General features: G+C 69.4%; 12 protein-coding genes and 3 pseudogenes. 6 read left to right on the top strand and 9 right to left on the bottom strand.

The genetic code is table 11. From position 1 onward, the window contains the following. Positions 1 to 47 precede the first annotated feature (47 nt). From ACFYO0_RS40660 to ACFYO0_RS40630, 7 genes and pseudogenes are all read right to left on the bottom strand, one after another. Entirely contained in the window at positions 48 to 1466 is a 1419-nt protein-coding gene (locus ACFYO0_RS40660) for an NAD(P)(+) transhydrogenase (Re/Si-specific) subunit beta (protein ID WP_388686490.1), read from the bottom strand. A gap of 5 nt (positions 1467 to 1471) precedes the next feature. Further along, positions 1472 to 1801, bottom strand: a complete 330-nt coding sequence (locus tag ACFYO0_RS40655; protein ID WP_306948244.1) for an NAD(P) transhydrogenase subunit alpha — start codon at positions 1799 to 1801, stop codon at positions 1472 to 1474. Beyond that, positions 1798 to 2913, bottom strand: a complete 1116-nt coding sequence (locus tag ACFYO0_RS40650; RefSeq protein ID WP_388686488.1) for an NAD(P) transhydrogenase subunit alpha — start codon at positions 2911 to 2913, stop codon at positions 1798 to 1800. Before ACFYO0_RS40650 ends, ACFYO0_RS40655 begins: the two co-directional genes overlap by 4 nt. 41 nt (positions 2914 to 2954) lie before the next feature. Next, a complete protein-coding gene (locus ACFYO0_RS40645) occupies positions 2955 to 3968 on the bottom strand; it encodes a zinc-dependent alcohol dehydrogenase (RefSeq protein ID WP_388686585.1) in 1014 nt (337 codons plus the stop codon). A 66-nt stretch (positions 3969 to 4034) separates the two neighbouring features. Then, positions 4035 to 4364, bottom strand: a pseudogene (locus tag ACFYO0_RS40640) (DUF779 domain-containing protein); the annotation flags it as partial. A gap of 50 nt (positions 4365 to 4414) precedes the next feature. After that, a complete protein-coding gene (locus ACFYO0_RS40635; RefSeq protein ID WP_388686486.1) occupies positions 4415 to 5935 on the bottom strand; it encodes an aldehyde dehydrogenase family protein in 1521 nt (506 codons plus the stop codon). A gap of 41 nt (positions 5936 to 5976) precedes the next feature. Beyond that, positions 5977 to 7329, bottom strand: coding sequence for a transcriptional regulator (locus tag ACFYO0_RS40630; RefSeq protein WP_388686484.1), 1353 nt, complete (start codon positions 7327 to 7329; stop codon positions 5977 to 5979). A gap of 659 nt (positions 7330 to 7988) precedes the next feature. Between ACFYO0_RS40630 and ACFYO0_RS40625 the strand changes: the two are divergent. The 5 genes and pseudogenes from ACFYO0_RS40625 to ACFYO0_RS40605 form a co-directional block, all read left to right on the top strand. Beyond that, a pseudogene (locus ACFYO0_RS40625) lies at positions 7989 to 8588 on the top strand (hypothetical protein); the annotation flags it as partial. 148 nt (positions 8589 to 8736) lie between these two features. Next, positions 8737 to 9009 carry a DUF1876 domain-containing protein gene (locus ACFYO0_RS40620; RefSeq protein WP_388686483.1) on the top strand — a complete coding sequence of 91 codons (273 nt, stop codon included), beginning with the start codon at positions 8737 to 8739 and terminating at the stop codon, positions 9007 to 9009. Positions 9010 to 9621: 612 nt separating this feature from the next. Beyond that, the gene (locus ACFYO0_RS40615; RefSeq protein ID WP_388686482.1) at positions 9622 to 10080 is read left to right on the top strand and encodes a Crp/Fnr family transcriptional regulator; all 459 of its coding nucleotides are present in this window, start codon (positions 9622 to 9624) and stop codon (positions 10078 to 10080) included. 64 nt (positions 10081 to 10144) lie between these two features. Beyond that, positions 10145 to 10273 (top strand): annotated as a pseudogene (locus tag ACFYO0_RS40610) (Ni/Fe hydrogenase subunit alpha); the annotation flags it as partial. A 285-nt stretch (positions 10274 to 10558) separates the two neighbouring features. Then, positions 10559 to 10960, top strand: coding sequence for an ATP-binding protein (locus ACFYO0_RS40605; protein ID WP_388686480.1), 402 nt, complete (start codon positions 10559 to 10561; stop codon positions 10958 to 10960). A 542-nt stretch (positions 10961 to 11502) separates the two neighbouring features. On the opposite strand, the gene ACFYO0_RS40600 is transcribed toward ACFYO0_RS40605, so the two are convergent. Together ACFYO0_RS40600 and ACFYO0_RS40595 are read right to left on the bottom strand one after the other, a co-directional pair. After that, on the bottom strand, positions 11503 to 12297 hold the full coding sequence (locus tag ACFYO0_RS40600; protein ID WP_388686478.1) for an SAM-dependent methyltransferase: 795 nt from the start codon (positions 12295 to 12297) through the stop codon (positions 11503 to 11505). A 732-nt stretch (positions 12298 to 13029) separates the two neighbouring features. Continuing rightward, positions 13030 to 13566 (bottom strand): hypothetical protein, encoded by a 537-nt coding sequence (locus ACFYO0_RS40595; protein ID WP_388686476.1) that lies wholly within the window; start codon positions 13564 to 13566, stop codon positions 13030 to 13032. 917 nt (positions 13567 to 14483) lie between these two features. Here ACFYO0_RS40595 and ACFYO0_RS40590 point away from each other — a divergent pair. After that, positions 14484 to 15206, top strand: a complete 723-nt coding sequence (locus tag ACFYO0_RS40590; protein ID WP_388686475.1) for a hypothetical protein — start codon at positions 14484 to 14486, stop codon at positions 15204 to 15206. The last annotated feature ends 88 nt before the right edge of the window (positions 15207 to 15294 follow it).

Raw genomic sequence — 15294 nt, 5'->3', positions numbered from 1 at the left:
CACGCGGTGCCGCGTGGGCGTGAGCCCCCTGCGCGTCGGCCTCCGCGTCAGCCAACGAACTCCCCTACTGATGCCTTGAGTTCGGTCAGTCCCTTCTTGGCGTCGGTGAAGAACATGCCGGTCTTCGGGTCGGTGTAGAGCTCGTTGTCGATGCCCGCGTAGCCGTGGCCCATCGAGCGCTTGATGACGACGACGCTCTTGGCCTTGTCGACGTCGAGGATCGGCATACCGGAGATCGCGTTGCCGGGGCGGCGAGCGATCGGGTTGGTCACGTCGTTGGCACCGATGACGAGGGCGACGTCCGCCTGCGCGAACTCGGGATTGACGTCGTCCATTTCCTTCAGCTGCGTGTAGGGCACGTTGGCCTCCGCAAGCAGGACGTTCATGTGTCCCGGCATGCGGCCCGCGACCGGGTGGACGGCGTAGCTGACGTCGATGCCGTGGTCCGTCAACAGCTGGGCCAGAGCGCCGAGTTCGTGCTGTGCCTGGGCGGCGGCCAGACCATACCCGGGGACGAAGATGACCTTGCTCGCGTACGCCAGCTGGATCGCCACGTCGTCCGCGGAGACCGAGCGGACCTGGGCGGGCGCACCGCCCGCTGCGGCATCCACCGGAGCGCTGTCGCCGGTGCCGAAGCCGCCGATGACGATGTTGGCGATGGACCGGTTCATGGCGTCGGCCATGAGCTTGGTGAGGATGGCTCCCGAGGAGCTGACGAGCATGCCCGCGATGATGAGCGCGGTCTCGTCCAGCACGAAGCCCGCCATCGCTACCGCCGATCCCGTGAAGGCGTTCAGCAGAGCGATGACCACGGGCATGTCGGCGCCGCCGATCGGCAGCACCATCGTCACGCCGAAGAGCAGTGCCACGATCACGAGCCCGTACAGCGCCGTACGGGACTCCGGCGCCAGCACCAGCCAGACCGTGCCGGCGACGAAGGAGGCCGGCAGCAACACGTTGAGCAGCCTTGCTCCCGGGAACACCACGGGCGCGCCGGAGATGACGCCCTGCAGCTTGCCCGCCGCGATCAGTGATCCGGAGAAGGTGACCGCGCCGATGACGATGTCGAGGGAGCCGGGTACGGAGACGCGTGCGCCGAGGGCGGCGGGGTGGTCGGCCTGGAGCAGGTCGCCCACCGCGATGAGCGCCGCCGCGCCGCCGCCGACGGCGTTGAAGAGACTGACCAGTTGGGGCATGGCGGTCATCTGCACCTCGCGCGCGGCCCACAGGCCGAGCGCCGCGCCGACGAGTCCGCCCGAGATCAGCACGAGCCATCCGGTCCGGCTGATCTGGGACTCGTCCGTCACCAGCCACACCGTGGCGGCGATGGCGACGGCCATGGCTCCGGCGGAGAGGGTGTTGCCGCGGCGGGCCGTGCGCGGGTGGTTCATCAGGTGCAGGCCCATGACGAAGCAGGCGGCCGCGGCCAGGAAGATGTAGTGGACGGCGTTGGAGACGGTGTCCATGACGGTCACACCTCCGCGTTCTCGCGCTGTTCGGCGGACTTCTCCGCCGCCGGCCTGGCCTTGAACATCTCCAGCATCCGGTCTGTGACGACGTACCCGCCGACGACGTTCATCGCCCCGAACACCATGGCCACGAAGGCGAGGACGTAGCCGAGCCAGGTGTGCGACTCGGCCGCGATCAGCATCGCGCCGATGACGACGATGCCGTGCACGGAGTTGGAGCCGGACATCAGCGGGGTGTGGAGGGTCGCCGGGACCTTGCTGATGACCTCGATGCCGACGAGGACGCTCAGGACGAAGACGGTGATCGCGGTGAGGAGATCGAGGTTGTTCATGAGGATCCTCCTCCTGTCAGTGCGGCCGTGATCTCGTCGGCCGGGTCGAGGACCAGTTCGCCGTCGCTCACCAGGTGGCGCAGCAGCGCGGCGATGTTGCGGGCGTACGCCGTGGACGCGGCGGTCGCCATCGCGGACGGAAGCCGCCCGGCACCGATGAGGGTGACTCCGTTTTCCAGAACGGTCGTCTTGTCGGGCTCAGAGCCCTGAACGTTGCCGCCGAGTTCGCTCGCCGCCAGGTCGACGACGACCGAGCCGGCCTTCATCTGCTCGACCACCGAGGCGGTCACCAGCAACGGCGGCCTGCGGCCGGGCACCTGGGCCGTGGTGATGACGATGTCGCTGCGCGCGATGTGCGCGTCGAGCGCCTCGCGCTGGGTTCGCTGCTCCTCTTCGGTCAACTCCCGTGCGTAGCCGCCCTGCGCGGCGCCCGATTCCCCGTTCGGCGGGCTCTGAATGTCGAGGAACCGGGCGCCGAGGGACTCCACCTCCCCTCTGGATTCGGGGCGTACGTCGTACGCCGTGACGACGGCACCGAGGCGGCGCGCGGTGGCGATCGCCTGCAACCCAGCCACTCCGGCACCGAGGACGAGGACCTGCGCCGGGCGCATGGTGCCCGCCGCGGTGGTCAGCATCGGGAAGAACCGGTCGTACGATTCGGCCGCGACCAGGGCCGCCTTGTAGCCGGCGACGCTGGCCTGGGAGGTCAGCGCGTCCATGGACTGGGCGCGGCTGAGGGTGCGGGGCAGCAGGTCCAGGCTCACCGTGTGCACCCCGCGGCTGGTCAACTCCTCGACCAGCGCAGGGTGTCGGAGCGGTTCGAGCAGGCCGATCAGTGTCTGGCCGGTGCGCAGGGCCTGAGCTGTCTCCGGGTCCGGCGGTCCGACGCACAGGACGGCGTCCGCGCGCGCGTACAGCTCGTCCGGCGGTACGACGGCCGCGCCGGCCGCGGTGTAGTCGGCGTCGGTGAACCAGGCGCCGGACCCAGCCCCGGACTCGACCAAAACGTCGATCCCGGCCCGGCGCAGGAGGGATATGGCCTCGGGGACGAGTGCGACGCGGCGTTCACCGGGCGCCCGCTCCCGTACGGCTCCAACAGTGACGGTTGCCATGATCTGCTGCCTCTCCCTGCGGCCCTGGGGTGCCAGGGCCGTCAGAACTCGAAGACGAGCCGTGCCTCGGCCCGTCCGCCGAGGACCTCGTCGAAGGAGTCGTTGACCTGCTCCAGCCGCCGCGGTTCGGCGATGACCCGGGTGCGTCCCGCGGCATGCAGCGCGAAGACCTCGGTCAGGTCCTGGCGGGTGCCGACGATGGATCCGATGACCGAGATCCCGCTGAGCACGGTCTCGAAGATCGGTACGTTGATGGACGCGTTGTCGGCGGGCAGACCGACCATGACCAGGCGCCCGCCCCGGTTGAGGGACCGGTAGGCCTGTTCGAACGCCTTGGCGCTGGCGGCCAGCACGACGGCCACGTCCGCGCCGCCGGCCTTCTTGATCTCCTCGACCGGGTCGTGCGTACGGGCGTTGACGATCTGGTCGGCACCGAGTTGGTGGGCCAGGCCCAGCTTGTCCGGTTCGAGGTCGACCGCGGTGACGAAACCGCCGACGAGCCGCGCGTACTGGACGGCCAGGTGGCCGAGACCGCCGACGCCGAAGACGGCGACTCGCTCGGCCGGCACCACGCGCGCGACCTTGATGGCCTTGTATGTGGTGACGCCCGCGCAGGTCAGCGGCGCCGCGTCGAGCGACGACACGCCCTCGGGGACCTCGACGACCGCGCCGGCGCTCGCGATGGCGTACTCGGCGTAGCAACCGTCCACGGAATAGCCGGAGTTGACCTGACTCTCGCACAGCGTCTCCCAGCCGGAGACGCAGTAGCGGCAGGTGCCGCAGGACGAGCCGAGCCACGGGATGGCGACCCGCTTGCCGACCAGGTCGGCCGAGACGCCCTCGCCTACGGCCTGCACGGGGCCGACGCCCTCGTGTCCGGGGATGAACGGCGGTTGCGGCTTGACCGGCCAGTCGCCGTGGGCCGCGTGGATGTCGGTGTGGCAGAGGCCGGAGGCCTCCATGCGGACGAGCACCTGGCCGGGGCCGGGCTCGGGGACGGGGAGCTCTTGGATCTCCAGGGGCTTCCCGAGGTCGGTGACGACTGCTGCCTTCATGATCTGCTCCTCAACTGGACTCTGACTCGGAACCCGGTTCTCGGCCGGTTCCTCGATCCGTGTGACGAAACGCAGCCCGTCCCCTGCTGCGAGGGAGAAGCCGCCCGGTGTTCCCTCCTCGACGTCCAGAACGAAGCGCGGGCGGCCCAGCGCCTCGTACAGGTCGGCGTCGATGTGGAAGGTGCCGCCGTCCAGGATGCCGAGCAGCATGTCGCCCTTGCCGAGGGTGAATTCGCCGCCCGGGAAACACATCGGGTCACTGCCGTCGCAGCAGCCGCCGGACTGGACGAACATCACCGGCCGGCCGTGGGCGGCGCGCAGGGCCTGGATGGCCCGGTGCGCCGCCCGGGTGGCGGTGACGCGCCCGGCGTTGCCGTTCACTAGCGTCGCGGGCATGTCGGTGCCCCCCTTCGGATCCGCTGGAATCGCTGGATTCGCCGGCTCGGTCAGAACAGCCCGAGCGGCTTGGTGCCGTAGCTGACCAGGAGGTTCTTGGTCTGGCTGTAGTGCTCGAGCATCATCTTGTGGGTCTCGCGGCCGATGCCGGAGACCTTGTAGCCACCGAACGCGGCACCCGCGGGGTACTGGTGGTAGCAGTTCGTCCAGACACGGCCGGCCTTGATGGCGCGGCCCATCCGGTAGTTGCGGTTGGTGTCGCGGCTCCACACGCCGGCCCCGAGGCCGTACAGCGTGTCGTTGGCGATCTCCAGCGCCTCGGCCTCGTCCTTGAAGGTGGTGACCGCGAGGACGGGTCCGAAGATCTCCTCCTGGAAGACCCGCATCTTGTTGTGACCTTTGAGGACGGTCGGCTCAAAGAAGAAGCCGTCCGCGAACTCCCCGCCGATCGCGGGCTTGTGGCCGCCCGCGAGCAGTTCGGCGCCTTCCTTCAGCCCGATCTCCACGTACGAGGCGATCTTCTCGACCTGCTGACGGGAGACCTGAGGGCCGATCATGGTCGCGGTGTCGAGCGGGTCACCCTGCTTGATGGCGCGGATCCGCTCCAGGCAGCGGCCCATGAACTCCTCGTAGATGTCCTCCTGGATGAGTGCGCGCGAGGGAGCGGTGCAGACCTCGCCCTTGTTGAACGCGTACAGGACGAGTCCCTCGACGGCCTTGTTCAGAAAGTCGTCGTCGGCCGCGGCCACGTCGTTGAAGAAGATGTTCGGCGACTTTCCGCCCAGCTCCAGGGTGACCGGGATGATGTTCTGTGCCGCGTACTGCATGATCAGCCGGCCGGTGGTGGTCTCACCGGTGAAGGCGACCTTGGCGATGCGCTTGTTGGTGGCGAGCGCCTTCCCGATCTCGGCGCCGGGCCCGTTGACGACGTTGAGGACGCCCGGCGGCAGGTGGTCGCCGACGACCTCCATCAACTTCAGGATCGACCACGGGGTCGGCGAGGCCGGCTTGATCACCGTGGCGTTGCCGGCGGCGAGTGCCGGGGCGAGCTTCCACGCGGCCATCAGCAGCGGGAAATTGAACGGAATGATCTGGCCGACCACACCCAACGGCTCGTGGAAGTGGTAGGCGATGGTCTCCTTGTCGATCTCGGTGATCGAACTCTCCTCGGCGCGGATCGCGGCCGCGAAGTAGCGGAAGTGATCGGCGGCGAGGGGGATGTCGGCGGCAAGGGTCTCGCGGACCGGCTTGCCGTTCTCCCAGCTCTCGGCGACCGCAAGTTCCTCGCGGTGCGCGTCGATGGCGTCGGCCACCGCGTTCAGTGCCGCGGCCCGCTGAGCGGTGGACGCCTCGCCCCACTTGGGCTGCGCGGCATGGGCGGCGTCCAGCGCGAGTTCGATGTCCTCGGGCCCCGACTTCGGGATCTCGCAGATCGGCTTGGCGGTGGCGGGGCACAGATTGGGCGAGTACTGACCCGTGGTGGGTGCCTCCCACTTGCCGCCGATGAAGTTCTCGTACCGGGGCGCGACGTCGACCGGACTGCCCGTTCTGCCCGGAGGCTCGTACTTCATGATCGTCACCTTTCGCGAGGGTTGTGGTGATGCTCAACACGCTAGGAACGGGAACGCTGCAACAACGCTGCATGCCGTCCGACCTGCTGCGGGACGGCCACCTCGGCATCCAGGGCGCGGGCCCGGGCCGCCGCTGCCGCACGTTGCGGCGAACCGCCCGGCAGCGTGTGCGCGAGCGCCAGCCAGGCGGGCCCGTCGTCGGCGCCCCACTCGGCCTCGACCCAACGGCGCAGCAGCCGGGGGTCCCCGGAGGCCAGGACCGCACCGCGCAACTGCTGCTCCAGCGCCCGGCGGTGCTCCACGACGGCCGGGGCGTCGGAGTAAGGCAGGATCGGGCCCGCGTACTGCTGCAGCGCCTCGCCCACGCGGCCCCGCGCCAGCAGGGCGGTGACCTGACCGAAGTCGGTACGCACCGGGCACTTCAGTTCGTACGGCCGGGACCCGATGACCGCGGCGCCGAGCCTCTCGCGCAGCCGGGTCATCTCGGCACGCAGCGTGGAGGGGTGCAGTTCGTGCTCCGACAGGTCCACGGCGAGCCGCTCCCCCGTCATGCCGTGTCCCGCGAGAGCGAGGGCTACGACGATCTCGCCGTGGCGTCGGCTCAGCCGGTGGACGCGCCCGGCGACATCGAGTACGGCGCTGTCCCGGCCGAGTGCGGCCAGGTGTGCGGAGACGGGCGCGGGCAGCAGCACCGCACCCGTCGTGTCCACATGCGCGAGCAGTGCCTCGGCTGCCAACGCGGCCGCCCGCACGGCCGCCAGCGCCGGCGGCGTCGCGATGGTGGCCCCGCCGGTGAGGTCCACGACACCGAGCACCCGCCCGGTGCCGGGCTCCCGCACCGGAGCCGCCGAGCACGACCAGGCGTGCGCCGCGGGGTGGTAGTGCTCGGCGGAGACGATCTGGACGGGCTGTCCCAAGGCCAGCGCGGTGCCGGGCGCGTTCGTCCCGGCCAGGGCCTCGGACCACACGGCACCTTCCACGAAACCCATCCGCTCGGCCCGGCGCACGGCCGTGGTGTCGCCCTCGACCCACAACAGCGTCCCGTCGGCGTCGCCGATGGCGAAGACGTGCCCGTCGTCCGCCGCGCCGGTCCCCAGGAGGTCCCGGAACATCGGCAGGTGAGCGGCCAGCGGATGGCTACGGCGGTACTCCGCCAGCGCCTGGGACGTCGTATGCAGTGGCGGCAGCCGCCCGTCGTCCGGCGCCACCCCCGACGACACGCAGCGCCGCCATGAGTCCGCCACCACCGGCCGCACACCGGACGGCATGCCGTGCGAGGCCACGAAGTACTCGTACGCACTGCGCAGTTCCCGGTCGGCTGGGCGCCGATCGCCGGTGGACATATCGAGCGGCCGAGGCCGCAGCACGGTGGAGGCACCGACGGGAGCGTCCATGGCACCTCCTTGACGCCCGGCAACCTGGTCGACACCTGCCAACCTGGCCCGCGCGTCGGGCAGCCGGCAGAGGCCGTAAGGCCCTCATGGCGGGCCTGCCGGTCCTTGACCGTGCGATGCGGCTCCTCAGCAGGACGGCCAGGGACCGTTCGGCCGCACGACGAGTACCAGTGGCACGTTCTCCCGGCCGCGCGGAGACTCCCCAGCAATAGCGTGGGCAACACCGGCCGCTGCTCGTGGCGACGACAAGCGCACCGAAGGGCCGTTCCGGGGACCTGACCGGCCGCGTAGGGAGTTCCTAAGGGATGGCCTGGTCCTGACCAACCATCAGATCGACGTGCGTGACCGTTCTGGCGGGACTGAGAAGGGTAGGGGTGTGCCACCTGATCAGGCGGCACACGCCCGTGGATCCCGTCGCCATGTCCGGAGCGCCATCGTGTGTGAAGTCCACCGGCACGGGCACCCCCGAACCGCCTGGCGCCGAACCGAGGCCGGCCAACCGCCGCCTGTCATGCGCCGGACGGGGCAGCCGAACGGGACCATAGTCCTGCGACCGGTGCCGCGCACGGGACCTGACGGCTCGTCCTTCTCCTCGGTCGTGCTCCGAAACCACGAGGACATGCGGGGGGCGTGCCCGCGCAGGTACGAATCGCGCGGACATGCGGCCGACGACCCACGTACGGTCACAGCCCTTCGAGCGGCCGTCCCTCTGGCGCGGGCGCCGCTTCCGGTGGGGACGGGGGAGCCCCTCGCGGATGCCTCAGCCGACGCCCGCGCCTGATTCAATGATCACTCCCCCGGGACGGCCGCAAGAGGGCCGACAGGACCCATGTGCGGACCAACGAGGTCCTTGCGCCGGCGGCCTCACCACTGGCCCACATGACGACCGTGGGCTACATGGGTCGCGAAAGGAGGTGTTCGAGCGCCCCGCCAATGCCTTCGTCGGCGGCTTCATCGGCTCGCCGGCGATGAACCTCTTCCACGTCCCGCTCACGACGGACGGCACCGAGCTCGGCGGACTGTTCGTCCCGTTGCCGCGAGCAATCCTGCGCACCGCGCACGAGGAAAATTCCGCGGAGATCACGCTCGGTGTCCGCCCGGAGCAGTTCGCCATACTCTCGAAGGAAGACCATGAGACTCCGGGACTGGATCTCGTGGTCGACACCATCGAGGACACGGGCGCCGTCACCTACCTCCACACGACCGCGAAGATCGGCCAGGAGGCCGCGCAGATCGTCGTCCGGGTCCCGGGCCGGCAGAGGTTCGGCAAGGGCGAGGAAGTGCCCGTCGCTCCTCACCCCCACACCGTCCACCTCTTCTCGGCAAGACGGGTCTGCGCCTGCCGGACGACGACACGGACTCTCCCGAATCCGCCCCTTCCGCCTCCCCCGCACGGAAGTGATCACGATGGAAGCCAAGCAGTGGACCGTACAGATCTACATCACCGAGGAGGGAGACGACACCCAGGCCCGTGCCATCCTGACCACCCGGGGCACCTCGACGATCACCGGGAAGGGCGTTGCCCGGCGCAATCCGATCGACCGCCCCATCCCGGAGATCGGTGACGAGCTCGCCGCCAGCCGTGCGCTGGAGGATCTGGCCATCCGGCTGCACGACGTCGCTTCCGACGACATCGTGCAGCTGACCGGCCCCGCCGACCCGTCACCACCGAGCCGGTGAGCGGCCTGGGCGCGCACAGCAGTCATGGGCCGAACGGCCCCTGTCCAGGAGGGCGGCCTGTGGCGCCTCGCCTGGCCACAGGCCCAAGCTGGAACCACCAGCCCCTACGACTCACGGAGGGAACGATGACGGACGCCCCGCAACCGCCGTCCTGGACAAGAGCGGGCTCGACGTCCTGGACAAGAGCATGGGAGCCCAGGGACGTACGGTCGTCTGCCCGACCGTGCGGGACGGCGCCGTGGTCGTGACTGAGTCGCCTCGGCCGACCAGCTGGCGTTCGGCTGGGGCACCCACGTGGAAGCTGGCTACTACCGGCTCGTCCGCCACGAGGACGGCGCGGCCTTCGCGCACACGATGGGCCCACAGTCCTGGAAGGGGTTCTTGCATCCGGAGCGCGCGAAGCTGTGGAGCGCCGACCGTAGTACCGACGGGCACGTGCCCCTCGCCACTGCTCTCCACCCGGCACGAGCAGTTCGACAGCACCGGCTGCGTGGGCCGCGGACGGTGCATCGCTTGGTGCCCGGTCTGCATCGACATCACCGAGGAAGCCACAGCACTGCACGAGGAACTCAACGCCCGGCTGCTCGGGCAAGAAGGAAGGAGGACGGGGAAATGACCTCGGAAACCACACTGACCGCAGCCCTTCCCGCCGAGCACCGGGAACGGCTGGTGCGAATCGCCCAAGAGGTCTCCTTCGAGGAGGGCTCCCGCCTGTTCGAGGAAGGCCGGCGAGCCGACCGGTTCTGGATCGTCCGGACCGGCACCGTCACCCTCGACGTGCACGTGCCCGGTCGCCCGCCGGCCGTCATCGAGTCACTCGGACACGGCGAACTGGTCGGCTGGTCCTGGCACTTCCCGCCCTATATGTGGCAGCTGGGCGCCGAGGCCATGACTCCGGTGCGGGCATACGAGTTCGACGCCGTGGCCGTGCGGGCGATGTGCGCGGAGGACTCCGCGTTCGGCCGCGCGGTCGCGACCTGGGTCGGCCGGGTGGTCGCCCACCGCCTGCACGCGGCCCGCATCCGGCTGCTCGACCTGTACGCCCCTCACGGCAGCGGTGGCCAGTCATGACCGACGCTCCGCTGCCGTACCAGGCGACCCGGGTGCGCACCGAGACCGCCAACAGGGTGACATCGCCGGCACGGGTCATGGTGCGACCGAGGCACGGCGCGGACTGCTCCACCACGTTCGTATTGTTCCGCCCACGGCACAGAACCAGGGCGCCATCGAGGACGACTTGCGCCGCATCGCCGCGGCGGTGATCACCGAACACCACGCGTGGCAGCGCACACGATCGCGAGCACAAGCAGCGGTATGGGCCGCATGCGCCGCCGAGGGGTAGTGGGTGCCCGTCCGAGGGCGAAGTCGCCGCGCCCAACGGTGTTCCTCGTCGGCCGGCTCCCTGAAGCACTCACGGTGTACCGGCCGACCGTCGGCTGACGCCGCTCAGTACCAGGCCTCCTCGTGCCATTCGAGTGCCGGGGGATGACTGGAGTTTCGCTGGGCAAGCGAGAAAAAGGTCAGCGTCAACCATCGGAGGCTTGTGATCGTGCATTCATCCGAGGCAGAAGAGGAAGACCGCGCACCCCTGCAAGGGGCAAGTCCGCAGAGCGCGGAGCGGGCGAGGAATGTGACGCGCGGGTTTTTGTCCGCGGTAGCCGCACGTGCCGGAGCCGAGACCGACGCGGTGCTGCTCGTGGTGTCGGAACTGGTCACCAACGCGGTCCGGCACGCCGGCGGGGTGACCGGGTTCCGCTTGGTGACCGGTCCGGGAACGGTGACGGTGTCGGTGGAAGACGCCAGTGCCACCGCCCCGCGTCCGCAGCGGAGCGAGGCAGGCGAGCCGGGAGGGTTCGGCTGGCACCTTGTGCAGGAGCTGTCCGCAGATGTGCGGGTCAGCATCGGTTCCCGAGGAAAGACGGTGTCCGCCCTTCTGCCGCTGTCCCACTGAGTCCGAGGGAAACCAGAGTCAGGCGGTTGGAGTCCGCCTGTCGGCGAGGTACCCGCGGCCCCGGGGCCGCTTCGTCAGGCGCCTGCGATTCGGGGCGGAGCCCCGCGCGACCACGGGCGCCGTGAGCGCCACTTGTTCTGTGATGCCTGTTTCACCATCGGCAGATGGCGCAGTGAACTCGGAACTCGCGTCGGTCTCGCTCCTCCAGCAGTGACGCAGCGTCCTGCCGGCACTCTTCCTGCGGCAGCTGACGGGCCCGCTGACGCATTGGTACACATACGGCTGCTGCCGCTCCGGTCGCAGCGCCGCCGAGTCCGCCGGCAAGGGGGACGAAACCTGAGAGATCCCGGCATGCCGACGAACCAACCGAACTGAGCGGGCAACGAGCGCCAGGACTGGGGGACACCGAAGCAGCTCGGACGGCCGGTGCATCCGCACACGCAGCCGAAGGCCTGGTGAAGTGCCGCAGGGCGGGCGAATCCCCACCGTGCGGCGATCGCGTGGATGGGGCGGGCGGCGAGGTGGTGCCCCTGGACGGCTGATTACTGCTTACGCGCCACACCGCCGAAGTCGTCGACCTCGGCGGGCGCTTGCTCTCCGGACTGGCCGGGGCGCCACCGGGAGACGGAGACCAGGCCGGGCTCCAGCAGTTCCAGGCCCTCGAAGAACCGGGCGAGTTCTTCCGGACTGCGGTTGATGCGGGGATTGTCGCTCGCCTCATTCCACTGCTCGATCATCTCGCGCATCTGCTGCGGGTTGAGTACCTCGGTGTCGTCGCAGAGCACGAGGTAGCTGCCGGAGGGCAGAGCGTCCATCAGGCGGCCGACGACGTCATAGACGGTGTCGTCGGTGATGTGGGCGGTGATCCCCAGCAGTATCAGCGCGACCGGCTGGGTGAAGTCCAGTGTCTTGGCGGCCTGTTCCAGGATGGCGGTGGGATCGCGCAGGTCGGCGTCGATGTAGTCCGTGGCTCCTTCGGGCGTGCTGGTGAGCAGCGCCTCCGCGTGGGCCAGGACGACCGGGTCGTGATCGACGTAGACGATCCGGGTCTCGGGAATCAGACGTTGCGCGACTTCGTGGGTGTTGTTCGCGGTGGGCAAGCCGGTACCCACATCCAGGAACTGACGGATGCCGGCCTCACCGACGAGGTACTCCACCGCCCGGACGAGAAACGCCCGCTGCGCCACGGCGATGTCGAGGATCGCCGGGTTGGCGCCCGCGATCTGGTCGCCGACCTCCCGGTCGATCTCGTAGCAGTCCTTCCCCCCGAGCCAGTAGTTCCAGATCCGGGCGGAGTGCGGCACGCTGCTGTTGATCAGTGGGCGCTCAAGTGACATGGGAACTCCCCGAGTTGGGCCGATGACACCCCATAACCTAGACGTGCGGACCAACGCGCGCCCGGGAGACCGGAGGATACCTCCGCCCCGCCACGATCCAGTCCTGGAAAAGCTGAATCAGCGCAGGTCCAGGCCCCCTCCTTCGTGCCGCGACTCCCACCGCGACCCGAAGGTGCTCCCCCAGCGGTTCGTGGACTGGGAGAGCGAGACCATGCACACCCACGGCTGGGCACGCACCCAGTCGCCCGAGGCTCCCGCCAGACCGTGCGCCGCGGCCGGGCCTCACGCCGCGCGCACGAGGCCGGGCGAGGCCTCGCAGGCCTCGTGCCAAGCGGCAGAGCGGCATGCGCCGCGCCATCGTGACCGTCGTATGCCAGGGGCCCTGACCGCAGCCACGGACCCGCCCCGCGTAGGAGGCGGCGGCCCCGGCTCATCGATCGGGAGCCGGGCCGGCCGTCAGCACCTCGAGTGTTCGATGTCCCGTGAGTTCTCCTGAGCCCCGGTGAGGTGTTGGCTTCGTGACCAGGGGCGTCTCGTCCGATGGAGTGTTCTGCACGTCCGTGACGTTACTTCGGGGTTCCGGAAGCATCCTCATCGTGTCCGACCGGTCTGCGGCCCGGTCGCGCACGAGGCGACGCAGGTTACCGATGCCGACGACGGCGGGACAGGAAAGGGTGCCCATGGATCAAGAACTCGCGGCACTTCTCGCCGACATGGCACCCGATCGCCTGCCTACTTGATCAGGGCGTTGGCGACAATGATCACCAGGCCGATCAGCATGTCCAGGCCCCCTGCCCGGCACGAAGACGGCCATCCGTATCCGGCGGTACGGGCGGCCCAGGCGCCCCAGCCGAACAAGGCGAGGGTGTTGAACAGCAGGGCCGCGTCCACAGCCGTGGCCTCTGCCCACCACCCGGCCACCGCGGCAAGCAGTATCCCCACCGTGGGCAGCACGGCGGCGACCAGTGGCCACTCGGCGAGCACCAACCGCCGTCTGCTCGTGGTGGCTGCCCTGTCGACGGACGCACGCTGGGCGATGACGTGCGCGTACCCATGGGCAGCGCCCGACGCCAGCGCGGTGAGCAGGACCCACAGCGCGTCCGGACCGGGATCGGCCTTCTCGCCCGTCGCGTCCAGCGCGGCCACCAGGGCGCTGGCCAACACGAGTCCGTAGATGCCGCTGAACAGCGACTGTTCCGGCGGCCGGTGCCGCAAGATCCACCTTGGAGCGGTCCTCTCGGGGCGGACATGGTCGGCGTGGTCGGGCATCGCATCGCCTCGGTGCGGGAAGAGGGCTGGGTCCGCACATGCTCACCCGCGTGGCGCCAGGGAACACGACGCCACGCGCTCATCGCGTGATTGTTGTGCCCTAAGAAGGGGTCAGGACGTCGGTGTCGGATGCCGTTCCGGCAACGGGCGGCAAGGTACCGCAATGGATCAGCAGCGGCTGCTCGGATGTGCCTCCTAGTGCCGGGTGCGCCGGTGTTCGTACTCCCGGCGGGTCGGCAGGGCGTGCCGTGTCCGGCGATGGGGTGCGCAGTAGTGGTCGTACTTCGGCCTCGCCGGTGAGCTTCTCCAGACCGGCCTCGACACTGACCCAGCGTGTTCGCCGCGAAGCGCGGGTCCCTCCCATAAAGCCGCCGAAAGTGTCAAAGGGGCACCGGCCACCTGTTGACCACCGCCCGGCCGGTGCCGACTCCGGTCGGGCGGCCGTCTCGATCCCCCCCATAACTTGGACGATGCATCGGAGACAACGTCCCGCGCTCCAAAGGTCCACGGCAGCGCGCGCGTTCGGCCCCCGACCTGCCCCCGGGGTCGGGGCCGAATGTCAGGGCTTCCGCGCCTTGGCGGCCCGTCGAAGGGACTACCCGGCTCCTTGGTCATTCAGGAACGGTGCGCGCACCGAAATTCGCCGGCGTGCGAGCCTCGGGGCTGCACACTGGGTCATCGGGCAGGCAATGAGACTCTGCGCGCTTCCATGAATCGCGATATCACGGAATGCGGTCCTCGACTGGATCCGCTCGGCCGGTGCGGGCGCCCCCCGGGCGCTGGAGCAATCGGCCGCGATCAGACTTCGTTCGGGTGAGGCGACGCTGCGTGTCCTGAGAGAGCGGCTGCATCTGGTGATCCTCAAGTATGTCGGTCGGTGACATCGAGAGGACTGGGGACTGCTCATGGGTCCGGACATGCGCGTTGACGAAGGGGCGGATACAGCCGGCGCACGAAGCCGCAGGCTGACGATCGCTGGCGGGCTCATGGTCGGAGGCTTCCTGCTCAATGTCATCTTGACCGCAACGCTTCATCCCTCTGGGGAGGAAGACGACCACCCTGCGATCTTCACCGAGTACGCAGACAGCGGCACCTGGATCGCCGTTCATCTTGGCCAGTTCATCGGCGTCCTGGTGACGCTGAGCGGCCTGCTCGTGCTGTACCGCGTCCTGCGCGGTGCCGACGGGTCCTCCCTGCTTGCGCAGATCGCGGCCGCAGCAGCCGTTGCGACCTCCGCGATCTGGGCTGTCCTGCAGGGGCTGGACGGCGTGGGGCTGAAGCAGGCCGTGGACTCATGGGTCAGCGCCTCGGGCGCGGAGAAGACGATCCGCTTTGCCAACGCCGAGACCGTCCGCTGGCTGGAATGGGGGTTCCAGAGCTACTTCCGCATCTTGCTCGGGCTGACCCTCGCGCTCTTCGGGACTGCGATCCTCACCAGTCGCCGGGTCGCTGGCTGGCTGGGCTGGACGGCCCTTGTTGCGGGTGTGTGCTCTGTGATTTTCGGAGTCGACGTGGGCTACAGCGGCCTGGCCAGTGGGCTCCAGGACGTCCTCGGTATCGCCATCCTTGTTCTCGTCCTGCTCTTCGCCGTCGGAGTGCTCGTCACCGGAGTACGCGAGCATAACCGGCACGACCGCTGAACCGATCGGTGCGTCAGCATCAGCCGGGCACTCATCCCCGAGAATGAATGGCTGACCCTCGACGCCTACACGTGGTCCTCTCCGGCGG

This window comes from Streptomyces sp. NPDC006365 (genome assembly GCF_042870755.1).
Taxonomy (GTDB): Bacteria; Actinomycetota; Actinomycetes; order Streptomycetales; family Streptomycetaceae; genus Streptomyces; species Streptomyces xiangluensis.
Note: the sequence above shows the minus strand (reverse complement) of the source record. Positions and strands in the feature narration are given on the sequence as shown.

What these genes read in the sequence shown, in the direction of transcription:
- ACFYO0_RS40660 (WP_388686490.1), bottom strand. Translation starts at nt 1,466, where the DNA reads ATGGACACCGTCTCCAACGCCGTCCACTACATCTTCCTGGCCGCGGCC.
- ACFYO0_RS40655 (WP_306948244.1), bottom strand. Translation starts at nt 1,801, where the DNA reads ATGAACAACCTCGATCTCCTCACCGCGATCACCGTCTTCGTCCTGAGC.
- ACFYO0_RS40650 (WP_388686488.1), bottom strand. Translation starts at nt 2,913, where the DNA reads ATGGCAACCGTCACTGTTGGAGCCGTACGGGAGCGGGCGCCCGGTGAA.
- ACFYO0_RS40645 (WP_388686585.1), bottom strand. Translation starts at nt 3,968, where the DNA reads ATGAAGGCAGCAGTCGTCACCGACCTCGGGAAGCCCCTGGAGATCCAA.
- ACFYO0_RS40635 (WP_388686486.1), bottom strand. Translation starts at nt 5,935, where the DNA reads ATGAAGTACGAGCCTCCGGGCAGAACGGGCAGTCCGGTCGACGTCGCG.
- ACFYO0_RS40630 (WP_388686484.1), bottom strand. Translation starts at nt 7,329, where the DNA reads ATGGACGCTCCCGTCGGTGCCTCCACCGTGCTGCGGCCTCGGCCGCTC.
- ACFYO0_RS40620 (WP_388686483.1), top strand. Translation starts at nt 8,737, where the DNA reads ATGGAAGCCAAGCAGTGGACCGTACAGATCTACATCACCGAGGAGGGA.
- ACFYO0_RS40615 (WP_388686482.1), top strand. Translation starts at nt 9,622, where the DNA reads ATGACCTCGGAAACCACACTGACCGCAGCCCTTCCCGCCGAGCACCGG.
- ACFYO0_RS40600 (WP_388686478.1), bottom strand. Translation starts at nt 12,297, where the DNA reads ATGTCACTTGAGCGCCCACTGATCAACAGCAGCGTGCCGCACTCCGCC.
- ACFYO0_RS40595 (WP_388686476.1), bottom strand. Translation starts at nt 13,566, where the DNA reads ATGCCCGACCACGCCGACCATGTCCGCCCCGAGAGGACCGCTCCAAGG.
- ACFYO0_RS40590 (WP_388686475.1), top strand. Translation starts at nt 14,484, where the DNA reads ATGCGCGTTGACGAAGGGGCGGATACAGCCGGCGCACGAAGCCGCAGG.